Annotated in this window: 1 protein-coding gene; it reads left to right on the top strand. The window is 69.8% G+C overall.

What is annotated here, in order from left to right:
• Positions 1–1,573 (top strand): alpha-1,4-glucan--maltose-1-phosphate maltosyltransferase (locus G6027_RS06360; RefSeq protein ID WP_182636429.1); only part of this gene is annotated, 1,573 nt, incomplete at its 5' end.
• Between the last annotated feature and the right edge of the window lie 134 nt (positions 1,574–1,707).

The raw sequence follows: 1,707 nt of genomic DNA, 5'->3' as shown, positions 1-1,707 counted from the left end.
GCTCCGCGGCACCGGGGACGCCCGGACCCGGACCTCGCTGGCCTTGTCCGACGAGGTCGCGGCCGCGATGGCCGCCGGGCCGGTCCGCGAGTTGGTGACCTCCGGCCAGACCCACCGCGTGTGGGTCGACCGGCGCGAGGCGCAGTTCAGCTCGTGGTACGAGTTCTTCCCCCGCTCCACGGGCGGGTGGGACGAGCAGGGGCGGCCCGTCCACGGGACCTTCGCCACCTCGCGCACCCATATCGATCACGCCGCGGACATGGGCTTCGACGTGGTGTACCTGCCGCCCATCCACCCGATCGGGGTGGTCAACCGGAAGGGCCGCAACAACTCGCTCACCCCGGAGCCGGGCGACGTCGGTTCGCCCTGGGCGATCGGTTCCGCAGACGGCGGCCACGATGCCGTGCACCCGGAACTCGGCACCATCGAGGACTTCCGAGAGCTGGTCGAGTACTCCGCCACACGGGGTGTCGAGATCGCACTGGACCTGGCGTTGCAGTGCGCGCCGGACCACCCGTGGGCGCAGGCGCACCCCGAGTGGTTCACGGTGCTGCCCGACGGCCACATCGCCTACGCCGAGAACCCGCCCAAGAAGTACCAGGACATCTACCCCGTCAACTTCGACCTCGACCCCGAGGGGATCTACGCCGAGGTGCTCCGGGTGGTGCGGCTGTGGACCTCCCTGGGCGTACGGATCTTCCGGGTGGACAACCCGCACACCAAACCGGCCGACTTCTGGAGCCGGCTGATCGCCGAGGTCAAGCGCACCGAACCGGACGTGCTGTTCCTCGCCGAGGCCTTCACCCGTCCCGCCCGCATGTTCGGGCTGGCCAGGCGGGGCTTCTCGCAGTCGTACACCTACTTCACCTGGAAGACCACCAAGTCCGACCTGGTGGAGTTCTGCGAGCAGTTGCTGGCGCGCGTCGACGAGGCCCGGCCCAACATGTTCACCAACACTCCCGACATCCTCCACGAGTCGCTGCAGCGCGGGGGCCCCGCGATGTTCGCGATCCGGTCGACGCTCGCGGCCACACTGTCCCCGGCGTGGGGCGTGTACTCGGGCTTCGAGCTCTTCGAGTGGCAGCCGGTCGTCGACGGCAGTGAGGAGTACCTGGACTCGGAGAAGTACGAACTCCGGCCCCGGGACTTCGCCGGCGCCGAGGCGGCGGGCCAGTCCCTCGCGCCGTGGCTGCGGACCCTCAACCGGATCCGTCGGGAGCACCCCGCCCTCCAGCAGCTGCGCACTCTGCGGTTCCACGACGTGGACAACGACCAGATCCTCGCCTTCTCCAAACTCGACCCCCCCACCGGCGACTGCGTCCTCACGGTGGTCTCCCTCGACTCGCACGGCGTCCAGGAGGGCACCCTCAGTCTGGACATGGCGGCCCTCGGGTACAACGACGACGCCCGGTTCAGCGTCCACGACGAGGTCTCCGGCAGCGAGTTCCACTGGGGTTCGAGCAATTACGTGCGACTCGAGCCGTGGACGGCGGTCGCACACATCGTCGTGGTCCCGCCCTGCGACGAAGCACGTAGGGTCGAACTGACCTACCGCACGCACATCGTGGATTGAGGGACAACGGCATGGGAAAGCACCACGGCAAGGGCCGACCCGCTACCGACAGCTCCGCCGCGGCGCCCGGCCGGGTGCCACCGCCCGTCGACCCCGAAGCGGCCTGGCGGACGCCCGAGGAGGTCGCCCGCGAC

Source organism: Dietzia sp. SLG310A2-38A2 (genome assembly GCF_014145095.1).
Classification (GTDB): domain Bacteria; phylum Actinomycetota; class Actinomycetes; order Mycobacteriales; family Mycobacteriaceae; genus Dietzia.
This window is presented reverse-complemented; position numbering and strand designations above follow the sequence as displayed.